The following is a 22,982-nucleotide window of genomic DNA, read 5'->3' as shown; positions in this document are numbered from 1 at the left end:
GCAGTCTGGGCATGAATAGCCCGGGAGAGGGCCGACGATATGGCACGACCAACACGATACAAAGCGGAGTTCGCAGAGCAGGCTCGCAAGCTATGCCTGCTGGGTGCGACCGACAAGGATCTGGCTGATTTCTTCGAGGTGGCAGAGACCACTATCGACAACTGGAAAAAGGCCCACGCAGAGTTTATGGGGTCCATAAAAAGCGGAAAGCAGTTGGCTGACGCCACTGTCGCCGATCGCCTCTACAAACGCGCCACCGGTTACGAGCACGACGCCGTGAAGATCTTCAACAACGGCGGCGAGGAAATGGTAGTGCCGTACACAGAGCGGTACGCCCCAGATACGACAGCCGCGATCTTCTGGCTGAAGAACCGGCAGCCTGAGAAGTGGCGCGACAAGCAGCACGTCGACCACACCAGCAACGGCGAGACGATCAAGTCCTTCTCTGAGATGTATGGCCAGCCTGAATCCGAATCTTCGTGACTTCTGGTTTCGGGACGGGGTGCCGGCGCCTCAGAACTTCATCAAGGCTCGAAACCGCGTCCTGTACGGCGGCCGGGCCAGTTCGAAGTCCTGGGAGTTCGCTGGTATGGCTGGGAGCATTGCCCAGCAGTGCCGCACCCGGTTCCTGTGTGTGCGGCGGTATCAGAACAAGATCAAGGACTCGGTCTACACCCTGATCGGCGCCCAGATCGAGAACTTCAAGCTCGGTGGGTTTGAAGTGCTATCGAACGAGATCCGCCACGCCAACGGCTCGGACTTCGCCTTCTACGGTATCGAGCGCAACACCGACGAGATCAAGAGTTTCGAGGGTGCGGACATCCTCTGGATCGAGGAAGCGCACAACCTCACCAGGGAGCAGTGGGAGATCTTGGAGCCGACGATTCGAAAGGACGGCTCGGAGGTCTGGATCAGCTTCAACCCGAAGCTGATGACGGATTTCATCTACCAGCGGTTCATCGTCAACCCGCCGCCCAGTACCCGAGCCCGGCTGGTCAACTACCCCGATAACCCGTTCCTGTCCGACACCATGAAAAAGGTGATCGCGGCGAAACGGGAAGAGGACTGGGACGAGTACGAGCACGTCTATCTGGGGGTGCCGCGCTCCGATGACGACGCGGCGGTGATCAAGCGCTCCTGGATCGAGGCGGCCATCGATGCTGACCGGAAGCTGGGGCTGGATCTGACCGGCGCTCGCTGTGTGGGCTACGACGTGGCCGACAGTGGCGAGGACAAGAACGCTGCCGCGATCTTCAATGGCGCCATCTGTATCGAACTGGATGAGTGGAAGGCCCCAGAGGATGAACTGGCCGAGTCCGCCAAGCGGGCATGGGCGCACGTCCAGGGTGGTCGGATGCTGTACGACTCCATCGGGGTCGGTGCGCATGTGGGCTCAACGCTGCGCAACATGAACATCCAGGCCGGTTACTTCAAGTTCAACGCCGGCGCGGCGGTGGTTAATCCCAAGGCCGAATACGCGCCGAAGATCAAGAACGACGAGAAGTTCGAGAACCTGAAGGCACAAGCCTGGCAGGACGTCGCCGACCGGTTGCGCAACACCTTCAACGCGGTCAACAAGGGCGTGCAGTACGAGCCCAGCGAGCTGATCTGCATCCGCGGCGACCTCGACAAGCTGGAGCGGTTGAAGACCGAGCTCTGCAGCCCGCGCAAGTCCTACAGCAAGCGCGGCCTGGATATGGTCGAGTCGAAAGAGAATCTGGCGAAACGCGGCATCGCCTCACCGAACCTGGCGGACGCCTTCATCATGGGCGCTTGTTCGCATCTGGCGATGGAAAGCGCCAAGCGCTCACCGATATTTGGAACTTATGGCAATGGCTGACGATAAAAAGCCCGACTGGAAAAGCCCTGACTACAAGGCGATGTCCCCGTATTGGGACAAGGTAAACGCCATTGTCGAGGGCCGCGACGCTATGATCGCCGCCGGGCAGCTGTACCTGCCGAAGTTCCCGAACGAGAGTGACAAGGATTACGCCTTCCGCCTGACGTCTGCCAAGTACACAAACGTCTATCGCGACGTGGTGGAAGGGCTGGCGCAGAAGCCGTTCAGCCGGGAGGTGGCGCTAACGGGCGATACAACCCCAGATCGGGTGAAATCGATCGTTGAGGATATCGATGGCCGCGGCAACCACCTGCACGTGTTCGCCGCCGAGACGTTCTTCAACGGCATCAACAAGGCGATCGACTGGATCCTGGTCGATTACACCCGGGCCGAAGGGTTGCGCACGGTCGCCGAGGAGCGCGCCGCCGGGGTGCGCCCGTACTGGGTCCATGTGCCGGCCGACAACGTGCTCAATATCGAGTCTGAGATCATCGAGGGGCGCGAGCAGCTGACGCTGGTTGCCATCCTTGAGGCGAAGGGCCGGGTACGGACGTTTGAGCGTGACGGCGCCGCGGTGACCTGGCGTGTCGAGGTCGAGGACGATAAGGGTGACTGGGTGCTCGAGGATGAGGGCATCCTGACCATCAAGCAGATCCCGATGGTGCCGTTCGTCACTGGGCGCAGGAAGGGCAAGGCGTGGCAGTTCCTGCCGCCGATGAAGGACGCCGCCGATCTTCAGGTCGAGTTGTACCAGCAGGAAACCGCGCTCAAGCACATCAAGACGCTGACCTGCTTCCCGATGCTGGCCGGTAATGGCGTCGAACCGCCCACCGATGCCGCTGGCAACCCGGTCCCTGTGCCGGTCGGCCCGCAGGCGGTGCTGTACGCGCCACCCAATACGGACGGCACCCACGGCGAGTGGAAGTGGATCGGCACCGATGCGCAGACGCTGCGATTCCTGGCCGAGGATGTTGCCGCCACCGCCAAGGAACTGCGCGAACTGGGCCGTCAGCCGCTGACCGCTCAGAGCGGTAACCTGACCGTGATCGCCGCCTCCTTCGCCTCCAGCAAGGGCAACAGCGCCGCGCAGGCCTGGGCGATGCAGCTCAAGGATGCGCTGGAACAGGCGTTTGTCCTGACCGCTATGTGGCTCGGTATCGAGCACCAGGCCGAGGTCAGTATCTTCACCGATTTCATTGCCGACGACGACGACATCGAGTCGCTGACCCACCTGCGCGAGATGCGCAAAGAGGGCGACCTGTCGGCAGAAACCCTTTGGGAAGAGAGCAAGCGCCGCGGCGCACTGAGCCCTGAATTTACCGTCGAGCGCGAAAGCGAGCGGCTACTAAACGAAGTCCCCAGCGGGGATATGTAACGCCCTGGACGGGGCAACTGATCGGTCGGACGACCAGGAGAACGACACGTGAAACTCAAGCTCATTGAGGTGGATGGCAAGCAATACGCCGAGGTGCAGGACGGCAAGCCGGTCTATACCGGTGATGACGGCAGTGTGACCACCTACGACGCCCCTGCAATGCACGCGACCATTGGTCGGCTTAATGCTGAGGCCAAGGGTCATCGCGAAGCCAAGGAGGCGCTGGAGGCCAAGATCGGCGCATTCGGCGACCTGGACCCGGAAAAGGCCCGCAAGGCGCTGGAGACCGTCGGCAACCTGGATCAGAAAAAGCTGATCGACGCCGGCGAGGTGGAAAAGGTCAAGGCGGAGATTTCGAGTGCCTTCCAGAAGCAGCTGGACCAGGCCAAGGCGGAAGCCGAGCAGCTGCGCACCCAGCACGCGCAGGACCGTATCAGCGCCGCGTTCTCCGGGTCCAAGTTCATCGGTGAAAAGCTGGCCATCCCGGGCGACATGGTAATGGCCGCGTTCGGCAAAAACTTCGAGTACAAGGACGGCAAGATCGTCGCCAAGGATACCAACGGCAACCCGATCTACTCGAAGTCAAACCCGGGCGAGATCGCCAGCTTCGATGAAGCGCTCGAGCGGATCGTTGAAACCTACCCGCACCGCGACAGCATCCTGAAAGGCTCCGGCCAGAGCGGATCCGGCGCAGGCGCACCTGAAGGTGGCGGCAATGTCCGCACCGTGACACGCGAACAGTTCTCCCAGTTGAGCCCGGCTGATCAGGCGAAGTATGCCCAGGCCGCGAATAAAGGCGAGATGAAAATCGTCGATTAATCCGTTTTACCCCTTGTCAGCAGATCGCCTCGGATGGGGCAGCTGATTGATCCGGACGGATCGCAATACCCAAACCTAATGCCTATCCGAGGACTTTCTCATGGCGAACACGATCACAAACTTGATACCTGATATTTATGCCGCGCTCGACGTGGTATCCCGCGAACTGGTCGGCCTGATCCCGGCTGTCTCCAGCGACATGACCTTCGAGCGCGCCGCGGTCGGTCAGACCGTGCGTTCCCCGGTGGCGCCTGCGTCCACTGCGTCTGATATCACCCCGGCGGTAACCCCGCCGAACGACGGCGACCAGACTATCGGCAACGTCGATATGTCGATCACCAAAGCTCGCCGCGTGCCGGTGCGCTGGAACGGTGAGCAGTCGCTGGGTCTCAACTCCGGCCCGGGCCGCGCCAACATCATGCGCGATCAGTTCGCCCAGGCGATGCGGGCCCTGGCCAACGAGGTCGAGGCCGACCTGGCAGCGCTGCACATCTACGCCTCCCGCGCCTACGGCACCGCCGGCACCACCCCGTTCGCGACTGCCGGTGATTTCACCGACGGCTCCAACGTCCTGAAGATCCTGAAGGACAACGGCGCCCCGGGTGCTGACAACCACCTGGTGATCGATACCGCTGCTGGCGCGTCCTTCCTGGGCAAGCAGGCGCGCGTCGATTACGCGGGCTCCGACACCATTCAGCGCCAGGGCATCCTGCTGCCGCTGCATGGCATGGACATCCGCGAGTCGGGCCAGATCGTGACCTCAACTGCCGGCACCGGCGCCAGCGCCACCACCGACAACGCAGGCTATGCGGTCGGCGATACCGTCATCACCCTGGCGGCCGCGGGTACCGGCACCATCGTGGCGGGTGACGTCATCACCTTCGCCGGTGACAGCAACAAGTACGTGGTGCTGTCCGGTGATACCAACGTGACCGATGGCGGCACCATCACCCTGGCCGCGCCAGGTCTGCGCAAGGCTATCGCTGCATCCGCCACCAACATCACCGTGATTGCAGCCGCTGCGCGCAACATGGCCTTCAACCGCTCGGCGATTGCGCTGGCGACCCGTGCCCCGGCACTGCCGGTCGAGGGTGACTCTGCCGACGACCGCCAGATCGTGCAGGATCCGCGCTCTGGCCTGGCCTTCGAGGTCTCCATGTACAAGCAGTACCGTCAGGTTCAGTACGAGGTTGCGCTGGCCTGGGGCGTGAAGGCTGTGAAGCCGGAACACATTGCGCTGCTGCTCGGCTAACAGGGTAGGGCCGCCAGCGATTGGCGGCCCTCTTTAACTGGAGGCATACAGGCATGAGCAATATCGAAACTGTACGCATCGTCCGTAAGGGTCACCCGCACGACTACGTGGTGATCAACAAGGACGACCTGGCGCCGGATGATGTGCTGTACGACGACGCGCCGGCAGGCAAGGCAAGCTCCATCGAAATCAAGCGCGGCCAGGCGGGCAAGTACAACGTACTGGTCGACGGTAAAGTGGTGACCGATGAGCCGGTTGCCAAGGCTGAGGCTGAAGCCCTGGCCAACGAGTTGAGAGGCTGACATGGCCGACCTATACGGCACTCGGGCGGGTGCTGACGCCTACCACGCCGAACGCGGCAATACCGCGTGGACCGGTCTGGATGCGGACAAGGATGCTGCCCTGTTGCGCGCTGCCGAATACATCGATGCCGCCTACCGGTCGCAGTTCCCGGGCTACAAGACCGGCCTGCGGGCGCAGGTGCGCGAATGGCCGCGTGTTGGCGCGTCTGACACCGAAGGCCAGAGCATTGCCGACGACGAGATCCCGCGCGAGGTCGAATACGCCACCTATGAGGCGGCCTTGCGCGAACTGGGCACACCCGGCTCGCTGAATCCTGACTATGACCCGTCGACGCAGGTCAAGCGCGAGAAGGTCGGCCCGATCGATGTCGAGTACACCGCCGCGCATGGCCCGAACTCGGTGCGCAAGATCATCCCGATCATCGGCGCCATTATTGCCCCGGTACTGACCGGCAGCAGCGTCACGTCGTCGATCACCGGGCGCACGGAGCGCATCTGACATGGTGGATTATGTCCGACTCGAGGCGACCGCCCAGCGGCTGATTGCAGCCAACGGTAAGGCGGTGACCCTTGTGCGCGCCGGGGCTCCCACAGGCCCGGAATGGGATCCGCAACCCGGGCCTGATACCGAACACGCGGCCATCATGGTCGAAACCGGCTACAGCCTGGCCTATCGCAGCGAAACCCTGATTCAGGCGGGCGACAAGCTCGGGCTGATCTCGACCGATCTGGATATCGCGCCGGCGATGTCGGACAAGATCAAGATCGACGGCGACACCTACGAATTTATCGACCTTCAGCCGCTCAACCCGGGCGGCACAACCCTGCTCTATCAATTCCAGGCGAGGAAATAACCATGGCAGATCTCGTAATTACCGCCTCCAGCGTCTCCGGAACAACTGGTGGTACTGGCACCGCAGGCGAAGCTATAACTGCAGGCGATGTGCTGGCGCTCTCCGGCGGCTCTCTGGTGCTGGCTGACGCCAATGGCGGCACGGGTGCAGCCAACGCGCTGCGCAAGCCAGTCGGCATCGCATTGAACGACGCCGCTGCTGGTCAGCCGGTTGCCTACGCCACGCCGGGCTCCATGGTCACCTTGGGTGCCGTGCTGACTGCCGGCACCGCTTACTACCTGTCGGGCACGCCGGGCGGTATTGCACCGGTCGCTGATGTCGCTGCGGGCATGACGCCGATTGTTGTCGGGATTGCTTTCAGTACCTCGCAGCTGAAAATCTCCATGCTCAGCTCCGGCGTCGAGATCTAACAGCGCACAATGGCCCGCCTGACCCGTCGAGAAGCCGAGGAGATCCGCAAACTCCACTCCAGCGCCATGCGCCGCGCCGTACTGTCCGCCTTCACGGACATCAAGAACGACGTCGTACTGGCCGACCTGGTGGCGCGGATCGAGGCCGGAGATATCGACGGGGCGCTGGCGGCGATCAACCTGGTCGCCGCCAAGTTTGCCGCCATGGATGCGGCGCTGATCGCGGCCTATACCGCCGGCGGCACCCGTACCGCCAATGTGATCGGCACCCTGAACAATGGCCAGTCCCGCGTGGTGTTCGGCTTCGATGTCCGCGCACCTCGGGCCGAGCGCTGGCTGCAGGACCGCTCCAGCGAACTGATCGTCGAGATCATTCAGGATCAGCGCGACATGATCCGCGACGCCCTGGAGCGCCGAATGGTGACCGGGCATAACCCGCGGACCACCGCGCTGGATATCGTCGGGCGTATCGATCGCACCACCAAGCGCCGCACTGGCGGCCTGATCGGGCTGACCCGCAATCAATCGCAGTACGTCAGCAACATGATCGACGACCTGACAGACATTCAGAACCCGATTAGCGCCGGGCGCTACTTCAGCCGCGACCGCCGCGACCGCCGTTTCGATAGCGTGATCCGCCGGGCGATTGATGAGGGCAAAGACCTGACCGCGCAGCAGGTGCGCGCCATATCAGCCCGCTACGAGGATTCGCTGCTGCAGCTGCGCGGCGAGACAATAGGGCGCACCGAGTCGATCAATGCGCTCAGGGCTGGTCAGCAGGAGTCGGTCTTGCAGGCCATGGATGTCGAGGGCATCCGGCACAGTGAGGCCCAGAAGGAGTGGGATGCCTCGGGAGACTCGCGCACCCGTTCCGATCATCGCCGCATGGAAGGGCAGGCAGTGCCGATCGATCAGCCCTTTATTGCTCCGGACGGCTCCCGGCTGATGTACCCCGGCGACTCATCGTTGGGTGCCAGTGCTGAGCAGACGATTCAATGCCGATGCCGGCAGCGCACGAAGGTGGATTTTCTGGGTTCAGCGTTGCGGCTGGAGGGGTTCTGATGTAGCGTTATCGGTGGAGCAGTGACTAAGTCTCAAGCGGGTTGATCGCCGCAGGAAGAGCTCACAATGGTGGTGTCCGGGTTCGAATCCCGGGACTGCTCCAACAATTCCAGAAAGCCCGCCAAGTGCGGGTTTTTTGTTGCCTGCAGGAAATCAACATGGGCAAATTCACCGCCGACGTAGACGCATGGATCCAGAAGTCTGAGCGCCTGATGCAGGCCGTGGCCAAGGAATCCGTACAGCGCACCGTCGACGAAGCCCAGACCCCGCAGGCCAAGGGCGGTCGCATGCCGGTCGATACCAGCTTCCTGCGCAACAGCTGCACCGCGAATATCGGCTCGATGCCTTCGGGCAATAGTGATCGATCAGCAGGCCCGGCTTCCGGCGGCGAGCAGCAGATCGCCAGCACCATCATTACCTGGAAGCCCGGCCAGACCCTGTATATCGGCTGGGTCGCCAACTACGCGAGAAACATGGAATTCCGGTATGGCTTTGTCCGCATGGCTGCCCAGAAGTGGCAGCAGACTGTGCGGGAAGTCACTGGTGAGCTAAAACGCCGAGCGGGCCGATAATCCATTATCAGGACTGAGCATGAAGTCGCATTTGAAGAGCATAGGGCGCTGCGCCTCAATCCAGTTACCTCTGAGTCTTGGACTGACAGCCAACGGGGTGCCGATAGGTAGCGCGGCATGGTGGGTGGTGCTGATCGGTACAGCCATGGTCACCAGTTACTCATTCCGAGACTGATCAATAAACATCACCACAACAACCCGCTTCGGCGGGTTTTTTGATGCCTGAATTATGACGATACGAAGCGCACTCATGCAGCTAGTCAGCGATGCCGCCTTTGGTGTGCCGATCAGCTGGCCTGGCGTGGATTTCACCCCGCCGAATTCCGGCCACTGGATCGAGGTCCGGCTGTTCGAGAACGACCCGACCAGCTACGGCTTAGCTAATGACGCCGCCGAGACTGATCGCGGCATTTTGCAGGTCTCCGCCTGCGGTCGCCCCGGTAAGGGCCTGGTGGGGATCGACACGCTTGCCGACCAGATCAAAGCAGCATTTCCAAAAGGCACCCGGGTTTCGGGTTCCATCAAAGTCACCCGCAAGCCGTCTTCGGCCGGGGACATCGTTGAAGGCGACCGGGTAAAGATCCCGGTTTCTATCTACTACTCGAGCTGAGGATTTAACTCATGGCTAACTCTAATGCCGGCGGGAAATTGTACATCGCAGTCGATGGACTGGGCGATGCCGAAGTGCACAACACTGATCTCACCGAGGCGCAGTTCGACGCCCTGACCTGGCTGGAAGTGAAGCAGGTGGGCTCGTTCGGCGAGACCGGTTCCAACACCAACATTTTGACCTATGACACCTGGGACACTGACGTCTCCCAGAAGGCCAAAGGCATCACCAACGGCGGCGACCCGGAAGTGGAAGTTGCTCGCGTGGGTACCGATCCCGGCCAGATCCAGATGCGCGCCGCTGCGCTGACCAAGCACAGCTACGCCTTCAAAATTGAACATGACGATTCGCTCGGCACCAACGGCACTATCAAGTACAACCGTGGCGTGGTCGGCGGCCCGCGTCACCCGAACGGCCGGAACGAGGACTTCAACCTCGAGATCTACTCCCTCGGCATGAACCAGCTGCAGATCGTGAAGGAAGCCGCATAACATGGATCTGAGCAACCTCAAGCCCACAACCAGTGAACTGGCCATCAAAGACCCGGCCACGGACCAGCCGACCGGCCTAGTCATTGAGCTGCGCTACGTCAACGACGACAAGTACGAGCAGCACTCGTATGAGCGTGTGATGGCGGAAGCCGAGGGCGGCGAAGCGCCGTCCTATTCCCAGTACAAGCGCCGCCGCATCGACCAGATCGCCGGCGCCTGTGTCGGCTGGCGCTGGGAGGGCGATGCCTCTTTTGGTGGGGAAAAGCTGGAGTTCGGCACCGAGAACCTGCGCAAAGTCCTGGCGGTTAATGAGATCCGGGATCAGGTCGAGAAGAGGCTGAACGACAAGAAGCGTTTTTTTCCCGGCTAACGGCTGAGCTATGTGAAGCCGTGCGGCTGTCGGTGCGATACGACAGCCCAGACCCCAACGGGGAGACCCGGCGCCAGCGCAACAAGCGCTTCGGCTTCGACTCCCCTGAGGTCGAGATTCCGCGCGGTGGGGCGCACCTGTTCCGCTGGTTCCGGGACGCCTCCACCATGCGGCGCTGGGATTCCGGATACCCCGCCATCATCGAGCCCAATAACTGGCTGTCCTGGGCGCAGATGATGGATATCCCGGTCGATGTCATCGAGTGGCGCATCCTGCGCCAGATGGACGACACCTATGTACGCCACATGATCGACGAGATCAAAGCCAACGCCGAGCGTTTGCGTGAGCGTGAGAACGCCAAGTAACCCCGATTTAAACCCCCTCACCTGTCGAGAGTATCCCTATGGATGTGGCCGAACTTGGAATTTCTGTCCGGAGTAACGGGCTGACCAAGGCCCAGCGCGACCTGCGCAACTTCGGCAACGAGTCCGAGCGCGTCGAGCGCAAGACCGTCAAGGCGATGGATGCGATCGACAACAAGATCCGCTCCCTCGCCGCACCACTGGCGGGCGCCTTCGCCGGTGCCTTTGCTGCCGGCAGTCTGCTGGATCAGTCGCGCCTGGTCGCCGACACCAAGATCCTGGCCGAAACCCTGAAGATCAGCGCCGGGGCCCTGCAGGAATGGCAGTACGCCGGCGAGCAGGTGAACATCAGCGCCGAAAAGATGGGCGACATCTTCAAGGATGCCAGCGACAAGATCGGCGACTTCGTGGCCACTGGTGGCGGCGAGGCAAAAGACCTTTTCGAGAATCTGAACCTCGACATCGCCGAACTGCGCCGCCTGGCGCCCGATCAGCAGCTGCTGAAGATCGGCGAGGCCATCAGTCGCATTCCGGATGCCTCGCAACGGGTATTCTTCCTCGAGGCGCTGGCCGACGACGCCAGCCGCCTGTTGCCGCTACTGGAGAACAACGCCGAAGCCCTGCGCCGCTACAGCGCTGAAGCGCGCTCACTGGGCATCGCACTGGACGACGACGACATCGACCGCGTGGCCGATGCGGCGCGCGCCATGAAGCTACTATCGGCCAACGTCCGCGGTCTGTCCAACGAGCTGCTGGCAGGACTTGGTCCGGGTCTGGCTGCGGGTGTTCAGGGTCTGTCGACCATAATCCGCGAGGCCGGTGGTGCTGAGAAGATCATGGATCGGGTGGGCGCCGCTGCAATCGCGCTGGCCGCAATCTATGGCGTCAATCTGGTCGGCAGTCTGCGGGCCAAAGTGGCTGCCTCCATTGAGGCTGCGGCCGCCGATCAGGCTGCGGCCGCCGTGACCGCCAAGCGTATCGCCATGGAAGCCGATATGGCCGCCATGCAGGCCCGACGCGCCGCCGCCGAGAAGACATCAGCCGTCACCAGTGCCCGGGTTGCCCAGCAGCGCGCCGCCGCCGCCAAGGTCGAGACGGCCGCGCAGTTGCAGTCCATTCAGCTGACCCAGCAGCAGCTGGTCGCCGAGCGCACCCTGGAAACACAGAGGCTGCAGGCGCAGATCAGCGCCATCGGTCGGCAGCAGTCCCTGGCCCGGCTGGCTGAGATCCGTCGCGCAGAGGTCGCGCTGTCGGCACAGTCCGCGACCGCGAGCCGCGCCATGACGGCCGCCAATGCCGCCGAAGCCTCTGCAACCCGCGCACTGCGGATTGCCAAGCTGGAGCTGACCGCCGCCACCACAGCCGCCAATGCCGCGTTGACCGGTACCGCCACTGCGGCCACCGCAGCCACCACCCGCATCGGGCTGCTGACGGTCGCGACTCGTGGCGCCTCCGCTGCACAGATCGTGATGACCGGCACCGCGCGCGCGATGAGTGGTGCTGTGGCGCTGGTCGGCGGACCTCTTGGCGCGGCTACGCTGGCCGCTATTGCGATGGGCTACTATGCCGCCAACATCGACAAGGCCAAGCTGTCGGCACAGCAGAGCATCGGCCCGATTGACCAGCTGGCGCTGTCGCTGCGCGAACTGTACGACCTGATCGCCGGTAACCGTATCGGAAACGAGGTCAGCAGCATGGCCAGTGGCCTGGCCAAAAACTCCCTGGATGAAGTCGAGGGCATGATCGGCCGCACCGCGACCCGCATCAATGAACTGCGGGAGGTGCAGTCGAAAGGCTTCTGGGGCGATATGTTCGACGGCAGCTATGACACTGCCCAGCGCAACCTGGAAGGCCAGGAGCAGCGCCTGGCAGCCCTGCAGATGGCCTGGAGCAAGCTGAAGCAGGCGAAGGATGAGGCCAACGCGGGCGAAGTCGAGACCGGCGGTGGTGGCGGTATGGGTGAGCCCGGCAAGCAGCTGGAAGCCTACCGCAAGCTGAAGGCGCAGCTCGACGATGTCGCCGCGATCAATAAGGCCTACGCCGACAGCGTGCTCGAGATCACCAACGCCGATCTCACGCTGACGCAGAAGCAGGAACTGCTGACGCTGGCCGCCAGAAAGCGCGCCGACGCCATTCAGGATCTGAACGACAAGCAGACGAAAGGCGCCGACGACGCCACTGAGTCGATCCGCAACCACATCAGCGCACTGGAAGAAGAGGCTGTCGCCTTTGGCATGTCCCGGCGCGAGTCCGAACTGCTGCGCCTGGAGCGCGAGGGCGCCAGCGCCGCCGAACTGCGCTACGCCAACACCATCCTCTCGACCATCGAGGCGCTGGAGAAGAGGCAGCAGGCCGAAGAGAACTACCGCAACCTGGTCAGCAACCTCCGCACCGAAGAGGAGCGGCGCACCGAGACTATCCGTGAGCAGATGGCGGTGCTGGCGCAGATGGAGGGTCTGTCCGGTACTGAGCGCAAGGATATCGAAGTCCGCATCGTCAGTAATGCCAACGGCCTCGACAACATCGAGCAGTCGCTTATGACCGAGGAGGAGCGTCTGCGCTCCAGCTACGAGCGCCGCCGCGCCATGATCCTCGATTACACCCAGCGCACCGGCATCGAGAAGAACGAGGTTCTGCGCCGCCTGGATGAAGAGTTCCAGATGCAGATGGATGAGCTCAACGCCACGTACTGGGATAAGTGGCTGTCGTCCGCCGAAAGCGCGCTCACCAACATGGATGAGCGGATCGGCGCCACGCTGGACAACATCACCCAACGGTTCGGCGATACCTTCGAGTCGGCCATCTTCGATAGCGAAAATGCCGGCGATGCTGTGCGCAACATGTTCATCGGTCTGGGCCGGCAGGCGGCCAATACTCTCGGTCAGATGGCGGCGCAGTGGTTGATGTATCAGGCCGTGCAGAAGCTGACAGGCAAGACCGCGGCAACATCAGCGGCCAGCATGATCGGGATTCAGGCGCAGGCGCAGTCGCAACTGGCGGCGCTCAATGCCTTTGCTTCAACTGCAGCCATCCCGATTGTTGGCCCGGCCGCTGCGCCGGCGGCTGCTGCTGCCGCATTGGCCGCCACACAGCCGATGGCCGCATCCATCACAGCCTTGTCGGCCGGCATGGTCGGTGTCGCTCACGACGGCATCGACAACGTACCCCGGGAAGGCACCTGGTTGCTCGACCGCGGCGAGCGCGTCGTGGATCGCCGCACCAATGCTGATCTGAAGGAGGCGCTGGCATCCGGCGGCTTCGGCGGGGGTGGCGGCAACACCAGCGTCAACGTGAAGGCGGTGTTCGGCGATGCTGACTTTGCTGCTGCAGCCAGTGATTGGCTCAACAGCAGTGAGGGTGCGCAGACCCTGACGGCAGTGTTCGAGCGCGAAGGACTGAGCAGGGCGAGCTGATGGCGATTGTCACGACATCGCTATTCGGCGACCTCTACTTCATCCCGGCGCCCGGCGCCGTCACGGCCAATGAACGGCTGGAATGGCTGACTGACCTCGAGGAATCCTTTGGCGGCGACGAATCCCCCCTGGAATCCCGCCCTGTCGCCCGCCAGCGCCTCGGCTACGATCTACCGGCACTGGCGGACGGCGTAATCCAGCGTGCCGCCAACGCGCTCGTTGGCGGTCTGGCGTCGCTGTGGGCGGTACCGGTGTGGCCGGAGATTCAGACTATCGGCGCCCATGCCGGCGGCTTCAACAACATCAGCATCGACACCACCGTAGTGGATCTGCGCGAGGACTCATTGGCGCTGCTCTGGGGCAACCCGGACAACTGGCAGATCGTCGAGATATCGGCGGTGGCCGCGGACTCGATCACCTTCACCCCGGTCAGTGCCGCCTATTCGAATCTCAAGATCATCCCGGTGCGAGTGGGGCGCATGATCGGCAGCCGCAAGCGCCCGGCGAAGCATCAGCACATCGTCGTGCGGGCGCAGTGGGAAGTCGATGACGTCGAGAACATCGCCACCACGGTGCCGACGCAGTTCCTCGGCAATGACTTCTACACCGACAGGGTGGTGCTGCCCTCGGCGATGCCGGAGCACACGCTGGAGCGCGACCTGCAGGTGGCTGACTTCAACCTGGGTCCGACGAACTTCTATTCGGCGTGGGACCACAACAAGAAGACGATCCCGCAGCACAGAATGATGCACAGCCTGGCCGAGGTACGCGCGTTCCGGTCGTGGCTGTACCGCCGTGCCGGTCGCTATCGCCCGTACTGGGAGCCATCCTGGGAGCATGACCTGCGTCTCAACGACTCGGGCAGCCTGACCACTACGATCACCGTCTACCCGGACGACTATGAAGACCAGGCCGAGATCCGCACCCATATCGCCATCGAGGCGGGCGGGGTCTGGTATCCGCGCACCATCACCACAGTGACCCCCGTGGATGCCGACCATCTGGACCTGACGCTCGACACCTCGCTCGGCGGTATCGACGCCAGCACCGTGACGCGCATCAGCTATCTGGGATTGAAGCGCCTGGACAGTGACGCCATCGAACTCGACTGGCTCGGGGCAGGGAATTGCCAGTGTGACCTGAAGATTAAGGAAATCCAGCCATGAGCAGCTATCGCGAGCTCTTCCGGATCGCCTACCGGGATGACGTCTGGTTCCTGACCTCGGGTAACGGCTTCGTCACCTACAACGGCGACACCTACCAGCCTGCGCCGATTGGTATGGGGTCGCTCGACTACTCGAGCAAAGTGCCGAAGAACAACGTCGATATCGGCATCGACCTGCAGCACGTAGTGGCGCAGGCGCTGCTGATTCCATACATGGATGGCGCCGCGTCTGTCACGGTATTCACGCAGGTCGACGGCGTCACCGAGCAGGCATTCAAGGGCGTCGTGAAGTCTCGGCAGCCAAACCCGGACAAGCTGGTGCTGCGCTGTGAGAACAGCTTTGCAGCGATGCGCGACCCAGGCCTCAAGCGGCGCACCTCACGCAACTGCACGCATACGCACTACAGCACTCGTGGCTGCAAGATGAATGCTGAGGACTTTGCTGTGCTGGCGGTCGTTACCGCACTTAGCTCGACCGGCTTCGTTGCCACGGTGCCGGAGGCGGCCAATCAGGCAGACGGCTGGTACCTGGCCGGGATGCTGCGCGCCTCGGACGGCATCCTGCGCTATATCTCGAGCCATACCGGCGACCAGGTCGGCATTCTCGGATCGCTGCCATCACTGACCGGCGTGAGCACCAGCTATACCGCCACAACAATCACCGCGCAGGCCTCAGACAACTCGATCAACGACTCCGCCAATGGGCTGCCGGTGCTGACCACGGGTGACCATGTGGCGATCTCAGGATTCACCGATGCCGAGGGTGAACTGAACGGCGTGCACATCGTTGTGACGTCGACAGCGAGCAAGTTGGTGTTGGCAGTCTCTATTACCGCAGACGAGGCGGCTGGGGCATCTGTCACCGTCACCACCGGTGACAGCGTCAAGCTCTACCCTGGCTGCGACAAGCTGCACACCACTTGTGGCAGTGCAAAGTTTAACGACAACCTCGACAACTTCGGCGGGCAGCCGTATCGCCCGAAAAAGAACGTCCTCGGCGGCGCCTCCATCGCATAAGGAAGTCCAACATGTTTTGGTTTGTTGCTGGCCTTGTGCTGGCTGTCGTCGTTGCCTATTCGTTGATGCCCAAGCCGCAGTCGGTCAAGCCGAACGGTATCAACGACGTCAACACGCCGACCTCGGAGGATGGGCGGGAATTTCCTGTTTTTCGCGGCACTTGCTGGCTGGAGGCGTCAGACACTGGATGGCTGGGTGATTTTCGCGCCAAGGCGATTAAGGTCAAATCGGGTGGTGGGTTATTTGGCGGGAGCAAAAAGCAGACAATCGGGTATTACTACTACCTCGGCTTGCAGCTGTTCTGGTCGATCGGACCAATCGACAAGTTTCTTAAGCTGGCGTTCGGGGAAGATAAGCGTATTGGCTGGGAGGGTGAGCAGGCCGAGAACGGCACGATCACCGTCAATAAAGGTAATTTATTCGGGGGTAAGAAAAAAGAGGGTGGTGTCGGCGGCTTGGTTGATATCGAATTCGGCGCATCGGACCAGAGTCGCAATGCCTACTTGCAAGGCCAGATCGGAAACGATATTCCAGCCTATCGCGGATTGTTCGCGTTAGTATTTCGTCAGTTTTATTTCGGCACCTCGACCTACCTGAAAAAGATCTCCGTCCTCGCGCAGTGCGTCCATACGCGGCAGGATGGGATTGCGCAGTGGTATGACGAGAAAGCCGCAATTTTGCGCGATACAAGAGAGAGCCTGAACCTGTCATTCGTGCTTGATGGGTCTGGGTCCATGTTGGATATTGTTTCAGGTACAACGACGCGATGGGATATACAGGAGGCTGAAATACATAGCGCTCTGGAGGCGCTGAAGCCGCTGGCCGGAAAGGCTAAGGTTGGTATTACGATCTATGGCGACGAAGGTAACCCGGCGAATCTATTCAGGAGCATCGACTCCTCCTCTGATATTGATGAACTAAAACAGTTTATTTCGGATTTTCCGATAACTATTCCGCTAGGTACTTACTGGTCGGATGGTATGCAAGGGGCGGCGGATTTCTTCGCGTGGGCCGGCGACGGTGAGTCTGTTGTGGTGTTTACGACGGACGGCGCTCCGACCGGGGGGCAGACGGAGACCGATGCTGCTATTGCCATCCGCAACACTATCCCAGACGTCAAAGTTCACGTGCTAAACATTGATTTGGCGAGCCTGACGTACTCGAATCAGCTTGATAACACAGGTGGTGCGGATGTTGTTTCATCCGCGGGCGGTGGAGAAATCACAGAGGCGGCGCTATCGGCGCTTCAGTCGATCGGCATTTTCGATATCAATGTGGCGCACTACATTCGTGACGCTCTCACGGACCCAGACTGGGGTCGCGGTCTACCTGAGGTCGACATGGGTGATTCGTTCACAACGGCGGCGGACGTGTTTTTCGATGAAGGCATGGGTATTAGTCTGCGCTGGGACCGTCAGAAGCCAATCGAGGAATTTATTGAAGTGCTTCTAGCGCACGCCGACGCTGCGCTCTATGAAGACCGCAAAACGGGCAAGTGGGAACTGAAGCCCATTCGGTTCAATTATGATCCGGATACTCTGGATGTGCTCGACAAGTCAGTCATCACGAAGCTCGATAAGCCGGCTTGGAGGACGTTTGGCGATTTGCCGACAGCGGTCACGGTCGTCTACACCGACCCAGACAATGGCAAAGATGCATCGGCGCCATTCTCAAATCCGGCCCTTGCGGCGCTGCAGCAGCGGGAGAAAGAAACAACCCTGCAGTACCCCGGGTTTCACCGTGCTGATCTGGCGGCCCGGGTGGCGGCGCGTGACGCTAAATCACTCGGCTCTGAGATATTCACCACCGACCTGATCGGCACCCGGGCGCTGCTCGACTACAACGCTGGCGATGTGATCAAGCTGGATTGGCCGGAATACGGCATCAGCAACATGATCATGCGCGTGACGCAGGGCCCGAAGGTCGAGGGCAGGAACAAAATCAGACTGCCGGTTTCGACCGACGTCTATGCGCTGCCGGATATCGCGCCAGTATCCGCACCGACAGACGAGTGGGTCGACACCGCACAGCCGCCAGAGGCGACCGATTACCATATTGCTGTCGAGGCGCCGTACTTCGAGCTTATTCAGCGCGCCGGTCAATCAGCAACCGATGCCCTGCTCGCGGAAAATAACGGGGTTGGGATTATCCTGGCCACTGCTGTGCGGCCGGCTTACGCCATCAACGCCTCCCTCTATACGGATGCAGGTGCCGGTTACGAAGAGTCGGAGGAGGTCGATTTTTGTCCGCATGCGGTGCTGGCGGTAGATATCGGGCCGACCGACACCGTATGGAGTATCACCGCCGGCGTCGATCTTACGGATGTGCGGATTGGCTCTCATGCTCAGATCGATGGCGAGCTATTCCGGGTTGATGCGATATCTGACACCCAGGTGACGGTCGGTCGAGGCGTGCTCGACACGGTGCCCGTTCCGCATACCGCTGGAGCCTCGATATTCTTCTGGGACGACTACGCCGAAACGGATGGCGACGACTACGTCGCAAGCGATGAGATCGATGTCAAGGTCGTGCCAGAGTCTGGCTCGGGCATCGCCGACATTGCCGACATCACCGCCGATACGGTGACGATGGCGACCCGGGCATTTCGCCCGTACCCGCCCGGTAATCTACTGATCGATTCGCAGGCGTATCCGGCCGTGATCAGTGGTAGCGCGACATTCGCCGCATCGGTCGCACACCGGGATCGCACTCAGCAGACTTCCGGCACCCTGCACGATACGACCTACAGCAACATCGGCCCGGAGGTTGGCGTCACCTACACCTGGACACTGTACCGGACGGATACCGAGGCGGTACTGCAGTCCTATTCCGGCGATAACGCCACATCGAAGGTATTCACCCCGGGTTATGACGGCGAAGTCAGACTCGAGGTGAAGTCGGTGCGCGATGCGAAGGATGGCTGGCAGTCGCTGACACATACATTCCTGTTTACCAGTGAGCCGGAAATGCTGTTCGAGTCCGAAGCGGCGGGCGATCAGATGCTTGACGAATTCGGCAACTTTATGATTTTGGAGGGTGAATAATGGCCGGAACTAAATGGTCTGCGCTATCCGCCATGCTTGGCGCCAACGTGACCGGCGGCGAGATTGTCTGTATCGGAGACACTCCGACCGCGACTTACACTGTGTCAACGATCAGTGCCCAGGCCTCGGACAACAGCATCAACGATTCCGCTGCGGGGCTGCCGGTGATTCCGGTTGGAAAGACTGTTCGAGTCTCCGGCTTTACCGACGTGCAGGCGGAATTGAATGCGGATCATACCGTGGTCTCATCAAGCGCAAGCAAGCTTGTGGTGGCGACCTCGATTACCGCCGATGAAGCTGCCGGTCAATCCGTTACGGTCGAGCAGATTGATGCCAGTTACAAAATGACGCTGGATGAGTTGGCCTCGTTCGTAGGTGCCGGCGGCGGCGCCGATCTTGATACGGCGAACACCTGGACTAAGGCGCAGCGCGGCGAAGTCACCACGCTGACCGATGGCGCCACCATTACGCCGGATTTTTCGGACAGCAACAACTTCACCGTGACGCTGGGCGGCAATAGGACCCTGGCCAATCCCAGCGCCGGTATTGTGGCCGGGCAGTCCGGTTTCATTGAGGTAAAGCAGGACGCGACCGGTAGTCGAACTTTGGCGCTCGGGAGTTATTACAAAACCGCTGGCGGCGCCGGTATCACACTGAGTACCGCGGCAAACGCCATCGACACGCTGGAATACCGGGTGCGCAGCGCAACGGAAATCGACATCGCGATCAATAAGGGGTGGGCGTAATGTTTCCGGGAGGTCTCAGCTTGCTTGTGGTGGCCATGGAGGCCGGATCTGCGCCGGCAGCGCCTTCGTCGTTGGTCGCTGCCCGCGATGGCGGCTACACCGCCGTCTGGGTGACGTGGAGCGATAACAGTAGCAACGAGACAGGTTTCGAACTGCAGTACGATACCGACAGTGGATTCGGATCGCCGACGACGGTGTACCCGGCTGCCAATCGGACGCTACACAGAATCACCGGCCTGACTCGCGGCCAGACCTACTATTTCCGCATTCGTGCAACCAACGGGGCGGGCAATAGCGCCTGGAGCAACAGCGATAGCGCTACGGTTTTTCAGCTTTCAGACGTGACGCTCTACGCTGAGTACGACGCCAATGCTGGCGTTTACACCGACAGCGGAACTACCCCTGTTGCGTCTGACGGTGATGCTGTGGGGCAGGTGCAGGACCAGACCGGGAATGGTCGCCATATCACCCAGACCACGCCCAGCGCTAAACCGGTTTGGAAAACCAGCCAGCTGAATGGCTTGCCGACGATACGCCATGCGGCTGGCGATATCCTAAAAGCTGCGACGGCGTCTGATTGGAAATTTATGCACGACGGCACCGAGTTCGCCGCCTATATAGTCTGGAAGACGACAAGTGCGAATCCAAACGCGGTATACGTGATCTTGGATACGGGGGGTGTGGCGAGTGGTGGCGTTGGCGTATCTCTGGAGTTTGACGATAGGTCCGGGTCATCGTTCGCAGACCAGTTAAGGGTTAATGTATCGAAGGCGTCTGCTGGAAATTATGAAATACAGTCCCTGACAGCCGCAGAAACCGTAAAGTCCGGGGCTTGGCATGTATCGGCATTGCGACTGAACTCAACGGTATTTGAGAATTATAACGATAGCCATCTTGGTGGCTATAGTAGCGACACGCCTGACGGAGCCCCGTCTACGAGCAACCCAACCTCGGCGCTTGCCGTGGGTGGGCGAGAAAATAATACGCTAAACCTTGTCGGGGATTGGGCTCGCATCTTCATAGTCAGCGGTACAGTGTCGGATGCTAATCACCAAGCAATTCAGGACTATCTCTCTGAAGATTACGCATTCAGAAATGCCTGGTTTGGGGATTCGGTTGTCGTGCAGCATGACACTAGTGGGCTTGATCACAATGACTTTCCTGGGCTTGGGCTGGCCTCAAACAGCACTTTAATACTCGGATACAGCAAAAATACCTCGCATCCATCACAGGACGGGGAACTGGTTGTCAGATCAAGCAGCGATGCCGGCGAAACATGGAGCGCCGAATCCGTTCTATGGGACTACAGCACCGATGGTGGCGGTACCGATCTATGGTTCACTCCTCGGTTTACTACACTGGGTGACAACCGTGTTCTGATGGCTGTGGGTCTGCGGGTAAATCAGTCGCCGGTTGTTGACGGAATTGGTTATTTTGAGAGCAATGATAATGGCGCGACATGGACAGGACCAACACAGATAACAGGAACGGTTTTTACAGACTGGGCCGCAGAGGGCGGAGGCGTTTTAGAGCTGGCGAATGGCGATCTTCTGTATCCCTACTACGGTAAGGATACTGGTGACGCAGCAAACCGTCGCAGTTCGGCTGTTATGCGATCAACTGATGGCGGCAGCACCTGGACTCATCTTGCAATGGTCGCGGATGGCCCTGCTGATGCTAGAGACTACGTTGAACCAGGGCTGTTCCAGCGTAATAACGGCGATGTCGTTGCCATGATCAGAGATAATCTTAATGAGTCCTGCCGAATCGCCGTGTCAACCGACAATGGGGCAACATGGGGCAGCGTGTCGTACGCAGCCGATGTTGGCGGGCTGATGACGCCGCTGAAGTTGTCCACAGGTGAAATCATAGCACCACAACGGGCAAACGATACAGGTCGCCGATGTCAAGTTCTGTTTAGTCCAGATGATGGGGTGACATGGCAGTTGGGGCATAAGTTTGACGAATCGCCAAACTTCACAAACCTGCAAATGATTTACGGGCAGTTTCAAGAAGGTTCGAGCGGTGAGCTGTACTTAGCATACGCGCAGGAAGACTCTGCCGCGTCGGTTGCTGATGTTATGTTTTCGAAAACGCAATAGCGCTAACCCTTGTATTCCACCCGTCTGTTATCAGGTGGTCTACAGCGCTCTTGTCCTTTATCTTGTGTATAGTCCCGCCACTGGACTGATTTTGCCTTTGGCAGGTGCCGTCTTTAATGTGCGACCAGTTTGCCTTGAATAGTAGCTGGATGGCTTTATGCAGTTTCTCGTATGACGTGGCAAGCGTGTCCGATTCTAGGTCAAACCTAACAACCTCTTGCGCGATAATGTCGCCCGTATCAACTCCCTCATCGAGGTAGTGGATCGTAACTCCTTTCGGGGTGTTATCAACAAAACTCCACAAATTAGGGTCGGCTCCGCGATTCCATGGGAGATATGAGATGTGTAGATTTATTGCCCTACTTGGGAAAAGGTCGAGGACATCGGCGCGCAGGATGTGCCTATATCCGTAGCTTATTATGAATGATGCACCGCTGTCCCTTATGAACTTAGACGATATTTTGTCTGCTGTTTGGATGACAACTTCACCCTGAGATTGAAGCCAGCTGATTAGCGGCGAATCCTCAGGACCGAGAAATAGTATTGTGTCAGTCATAGCATTACCTCGTTGCAACTGGAGCCTAATTTAGTATGAAGTCGACTTCATACTATCAGCGATACGTAGAGTTCGCCGCCAGCCGCATCTTGGCCGGCATTATCTCGTCAGGCTATGCCGCTGTACAGTGGCGCCCGTAGATGCGCTAAGCCTTCGTCAGCCCACCGATATCAATCACCACCTCGCCGCTATCCAGCACCTCCACCGAATCCTCTCCATCAAGCATCCGGTCGACGACATAGTCGATGAGGCTGCCGCGCTGAAGCTCTTCCAGTGTCGGCAGTTCGTCCGGTTGTTCTTCCTCTGCCATCCCTACCTCCGTCGCCGTATGCTCGGCAGCGGCAATCCCTGACGCTTCAGATGGCTGCAGATCCTGAGCACGCACGCTCTGTCGATCTGGTCGCTGCAGTAACGCCAGCGCGCCGGGTCCGTGGTCGTGTTGAATTCCGGATAGATCCGCGCTTCCACGCGCTCGGCAATCTCAAGCAGCTTCTCGGGGGACATGGCGCACCTCCTGTGCCTGCTGTGTCATTCCGTGACAGGTACAGCATAGCCAAAAAAAAGCGCCCTACCTGCGCCATCCTCCGGGTGGGAAAATGACACACATAGGGCGCACGGTG

24 protein-coding genes are annotated in these 22,982 nt (G+C 60.4%); 21 read left to right on the top strand and 3 right to left on the bottom strand.

Annotated elements, in window-relative coordinates; genetic code table 11:
* The first annotated feature begins 39 nt into the window (after positions 1–39).
* From IEX85_RS22990 to IEX85_RS22890, 21 genes are all read left to right on the top strand, one after another.
* Positions 40–483: a helix-turn-helix domain-containing protein gene (locus IEX85_RS22990; RefSeq protein ID WP_188862985.1), complete on the top strand. Its 444-nt coding sequence runs from the start codon at positions 40–42 to the stop codon at positions 481–483.
* Positions 455–1,840, top strand: coding sequence for a PBSX family phage terminase large subunit (locus IEX85_RS22985; RefSeq protein WP_188862984.1), 1,386 nt, complete (start codon positions 455–457; stop codon positions 1,838–1,840). The genes IEX85_RS22990 and IEX85_RS22985 overlap by 29 nt, the downstream gene beginning before the upstream one ends.
* Complete coding sequence (locus IEX85_RS22980) at positions 1,833–3,215, top strand: DUF4055 domain-containing protein (protein ID WP_229722078.1); 1,383 nt, start codon at positions 1,833–1,835, stop codon at positions 3,213–3,215. Before IEX85_RS22985 ends, IEX85_RS22980 begins: the two co-directional genes overlap by 8 nt.
* 48 nt (positions 3,216–3,263) lie before the next feature.
* The gene (locus IEX85_RS22975; RefSeq protein WP_188862983.1) at positions 3,264–4,034 is read left to right on the top strand and encodes a DUF6651 domain-containing protein; all 771 of its coding nucleotides are present in this window, start codon (positions 3,264–3,266) and stop codon (positions 4,032–4,034) included.
* Between the two features lie 121 nt (positions 4,035–4,155).
* Positions 4,156–5,286 carry a major capsid protein gene (locus tag IEX85_RS22970; protein WP_229722077.1) on the top strand — a complete coding sequence of 377 codons (1,131 nt, stop codon included), beginning with the start codon at positions 4,156–4,158 and terminating at the stop codon, positions 5,284–5,286.
* A gap of 53 nt (positions 5,287–5,339) precedes the next feature.
* Positions 5,340–5,588, top strand: coding sequence for a hypothetical protein (locus tag IEX85_RS22965; RefSeq protein ID WP_188862981.1), 249 nt, complete (start codon positions 5,340–5,342; stop codon positions 5,586–5,588).
* A gap of 1 nt (position 5,589) precedes the next feature.
* Positions 5,590–6,087 (top strand): DnaT-like ssDNA-binding protein, encoded by a 498-nt coding sequence (locus tag IEX85_RS22960; RefSeq protein WP_188862980.1) that lies wholly within the window; start codon positions 5,590–5,592, stop codon positions 6,085–6,087.
* Position 6,088: 1 nt separating this feature from the next.
* Entirely contained in the window at positions 6,089–6,442 is a 354-nt protein-coding gene (locus IEX85_RS22955; protein WP_188862979.1) for a hypothetical protein, read from the top strand.
* Positions 6,443–6,444: 2 nt separating this feature from the next.
* Positions 6,445–6,852, top strand: coding sequence for a hypothetical protein (locus tag IEX85_RS22950; RefSeq protein WP_188862978.1), 408 nt, complete (start codon positions 6,445–6,447; stop codon positions 6,850–6,852).
* 9 nt (positions 6,853–6,861) lie between these two features.
* Positions 6,862–7,914 carry a phage minor head protein gene (locus IEX85_RS22945; RefSeq protein WP_188862977.1) on the top strand — a complete coding sequence of 351 codons (1,053 nt, stop codon included), beginning with the start codon at positions 6,862–6,864 and terminating at the stop codon, positions 7,912–7,914.
* Between the two features lie 158 nt (positions 7,915–8,072).
* Positions 8,073–8,486 (top strand): HK97 gp10 family phage protein, encoded by a 414-nt coding sequence (locus IEX85_RS22940; protein ID WP_188862976.1) that lies wholly within the window; start codon positions 8,073–8,075, stop codon positions 8,484–8,486.
* A gap of 229 nt (positions 8,487–8,715) precedes the next feature.
* Positions 8,716–9,096, top strand: coding sequence for a phage tail terminator-like protein (locus tag IEX85_RS22935; protein WP_268238111.1), 381 nt, complete (start codon positions 8,716–8,718; stop codon positions 9,094–9,096).
* 11 nt (positions 9,097–9,107) lie between these two features.
* The gene (locus IEX85_RS22930; RefSeq protein WP_229722076.1) at positions 9,108–9,587 is read left to right on the top strand and encodes a hypothetical protein; all 480 of its coding nucleotides are present in this window, start codon (positions 9,108–9,110) and stop codon (positions 9,585–9,587) included.
* A 1-nt stretch (position 9,588) separates the two neighbouring features.
* Positions 9,589–9,957, top strand: coding sequence for a hypothetical protein (locus IEX85_RS22925; protein WP_188862974.1), 369 nt, complete (start codon positions 9,589–9,591; stop codon positions 9,955–9,957).
* A gap of 32 nt (positions 9,958–9,989) precedes the next feature.
* Positions 9,990–10,322: a hypothetical protein gene (locus IEX85_RS22920; protein WP_188862973.1), complete on the top strand. Its 333-nt coding sequence runs from the start codon at positions 9,990–9,992 to the stop codon at positions 10,320–10,322.
* A 38-nt stretch (positions 10,323–10,360) separates the two neighbouring features.
* Positions 10,361–13,732, top strand: a complete 3,372-nt coding sequence (locus tag IEX85_RS22915; RefSeq protein ID WP_188862972.1) for a hypothetical protein — start codon at positions 10,361–10,363, stop codon at positions 13,730–13,732.
* Entirely contained in the window at positions 13,732–14,898 is a 1,167-nt protein-coding gene (locus IEX85_RS22910) for a hypothetical protein (RefSeq protein ID WP_188862971.1), read from the top strand. The genes IEX85_RS22915 and IEX85_RS22910 overlap by 1 nt, the downstream gene beginning before the upstream one ends.
* On the top strand, positions 14,895–15,914 hold the full coding sequence (locus tag IEX85_RS22905; protein ID WP_188862970.1) for a phage BR0599 family protein: 1,020 nt from the start codon (positions 14,895–14,897) through the stop codon (positions 15,912–15,914). Before IEX85_RS22910 ends, IEX85_RS22905 begins: the two co-directional genes overlap by 4 nt.
* Positions 15,915–15,925: 11 nt before the next feature.
* Positions 15,926–18,958: a phage tail protein gene (locus tag IEX85_RS22900; RefSeq protein WP_188862969.1), complete on the top strand. Its 3,033-nt coding sequence runs from the start codon at positions 15,926–15,928 to the stop codon at positions 18,956–18,958.
* On the top strand, positions 18,958–19,704 hold the full coding sequence (locus tag IEX85_RS22895; RefSeq protein ID WP_188862968.1) for a hypothetical protein: 747 nt from the start codon (positions 18,958–18,960) through the stop codon (positions 19,702–19,704). The genes IEX85_RS22900 and IEX85_RS22895 overlap by 1 nt, the downstream gene beginning before the upstream one ends.
* On the top strand, positions 19,704–21,806 hold the full coding sequence (locus tag IEX85_RS22890) for an exo-alpha-sialidase (protein ID WP_188862967.1): 2,103 nt from the start codon (positions 19,704–19,706) through the stop codon (positions 21,804–21,806). The genes IEX85_RS22895 and IEX85_RS22890 overlap by 1 nt, the downstream gene beginning before the upstream one ends.
* On the opposite strand, the gene IEX85_RS22885 is transcribed toward IEX85_RS22890, so the two are convergent.
* From IEX85_RS22885 to IEX85_RS22875, 3 genes are all read right to left on the bottom strand, one after another.
* Complete coding sequence (locus IEX85_RS22885) at positions 21,784–22,362, bottom strand: formyltransferase family protein (protein ID WP_188862966.1); 579 nt, start codon at positions 22,360–22,362, stop codon at positions 21,784–21,786. The genes IEX85_RS22890 and IEX85_RS22885 overlap by 23 nt on opposite strands.
* Positions 22,363–22,507: 145 nt before the next feature.
* Positions 22,508–22,672 carry a hypothetical protein gene (locus IEX85_RS22880; protein WP_188862965.1) on the bottom strand — a complete coding sequence of 55 codons (165 nt, stop codon included), beginning with the start codon at positions 22,670–22,672 and terminating at the stop codon, positions 22,508–22,510.
* 2 nt (positions 22,673–22,674) lie between these two features.
* On the bottom strand, positions 22,675–22,866 hold the full coding sequence (locus tag IEX85_RS22875) for a hypothetical protein (protein ID WP_188862964.1): 192 nt from the start codon (positions 22,864–22,866) through the stop codon (positions 22,675–22,677).
* Positions 22,867–22,982: the final 116 nt, after the last annotated feature.

Origin of the sequence: Marinobacterium nitratireducens (genome assembly GCF_014645375.1) — a bacterium.
Classification (GTDB): domain Bacteria; phylum Pseudomonadota; class Gammaproteobacteria; order Pseudomonadales; family Balneatricaceae; genus Marinobacterium_A; species Marinobacterium_A nitratireducens.
The sequence above is the reverse complement of the archived record's forward strand: the minus strand, read 5'-3'. Positions and strand labels throughout refer to the sequence as shown.